This is a genomic window from Collinsella sp. HCP28S3_B9 (assembly GCF_052066095.1).
Classification (GTDB): Bacteria; Actinomycetota; Coriobacteriia; order Coriobacteriales; family Coriobacteriaceae; genus Collinsella.
Genome location: NZ_JBQHST010000058.1, coordinates 1 through 1,760 on the forward strand (window position 1 = coordinate 1; position 1,760 = coordinate 1,760).

Here is a 1,760-nt window from a genome sequence, read left to right on the forward strand (position 1 = left end):
TCTTCCATCTCTCTCCTATCGCTATGCGGCTCTCAAGGTACGCGGGTGCGACCCCGGGGACCGGGTGCTGCGGGGACGCATCCGGGCCAGACATCAACCGGACGGGCTCCTGCCCTCCATTCGAGTTAAGCTGATCTCTCTAAGAATGTATCTCCCTAGAAAGGAGGTGATCCAGCCGCACCTTCCGGTACGGCTACCTTGTTACGACTTCACCCCCCTCACCCTCCACACCTTCGGCGCCTCCCCCCTTGGCGGTTGGGCCGGCGACTTCGGGTGCAGACGACTCGGGTGGTGTGACGGGCGGTGTGTACAAGGCCCGGGAACGCATTCACCGCGGCATGCTGATCCGCGATTACTAGCAACTCCGACTTCATGGGGGCGGGTTGCAGCCCCCAATCCGAACTGGGGCCGGCTTTCCGGGATCCGCTCCCCCTCGCGGGGTGGCATCCCTCTGTACCGGCCATTGTAGCACGTGTGCAGCCCAGGGCATAAGGGGCATGATGACTTGACGTCGTCCCCGCCCTCCTCCGCCTTGACGGCGGCGGTCCCGCGTGGGTTCCCGGCATCACCCGATGGCAACACGCGGCGGGGGTTGCGCTCGTTGCGGGACTTAACCCAACATCTCACGACACGAGCTGACGACAGCCATGCACCACCTGTATGGGCTCCTCTCGGCCACGGGGTCTCCCCCGCTTCACCCATATGTCAAGCCCTGGTAAGGTTCTTCGCGTTGCTTCGAATTAAGCCACATGCTCCGCTGCTTGTGCGGGCCCCCGTCAATTCCTTTGAGTTTTAGCCTTGCGGCCGTACTCCCCAGGCGGGACGCTTAATGCGTTGGCTGCGGCACGGGGGGATCGTCCCCCCACACCTAGCGTCCATCGTTTACGGCTGGGACTACCAGGGTATCTAATCCTGTTCGCTCCCCCAGCTTTCGCGCCTCAGCGTCGGTCTCGGCCCAGAGGGCCGCCTTCGCCACCGGTGTTCCACCCGATATCTGCGCATTCCACCGCTACACCGGGTGTTCCACCCTCCCCTACCGGACCCAAGCCGCGGAGGTTCCGGGGGCTTCGGGGGGTTGAGCCCCCCGCTTCGACCCCCGGCCTGCCGGGCCGCCTACGCGCGCTTTACGCCCAATGAATCCGGATAACGCTCGCCCCCTACGTATTACCGCGGCTGCTGGCACGTAGTTAGCCGGGGCTTCTTCTGCAGGTACAGTCTCGTCTCTTCCCTGCTGAAAGCGGTTTACGACCCGAAGGCCTCCGTCCCGCACGCGGCGTCGCTGCGTCAGGGTTGCCCCCATTGCGCAAGATTCCCCACTGCTGCCTCCCGTAGGAGTCTGGGCCGTGTCTCAGTCCCAATCTGGCCGGTCGGTCTCTCAACCCGGCTACCCGTTGTCGGCACGGTGGGCCGTCACCCCGCCGTCTACCTGATGGGCCGCGGAGCCATCCCCTCCCGTCGGGGCTTTAGCCCGGGCGCCATGCGGCACCCGGGGGTATCCGGTATTACCCGTCCTTTCGGGCGGCTATCCCGGGGGAGGGGGCAGGTTCTCCACGTGTTACTCAGCCGTTCGCCACTCGCTTCTATCCGAAGATAGGTGCCGTTCGACTTGCATGTGTTAGGCGCGCCGCCAGCGTTCATCCTGAGCCAGGATCGAACTCTCCGTCCAAAATGTATTGGGCCTCGAGCCCGTCCGGTCCTCTCAGTCATCGCTGATCGGTTCCGTTCGATTCATATGGTTCTGTTTGATAGGAAAAGGAATT

General features: G+C 63.9%; 1 rRNA gene. It reads right to left on the bottom strand.

Annotated elements, in window-relative coordinates:
- Positions 1-159: 159 nt before the first annotated feature.
- A 16S ribosomal RNA gene (locus tag ACTNBB_RS09015) occupies positions 160-1,666 on the bottom strand.
- Between the last annotated feature and the right edge of the window lie 94 nt (positions 1,667-1,760).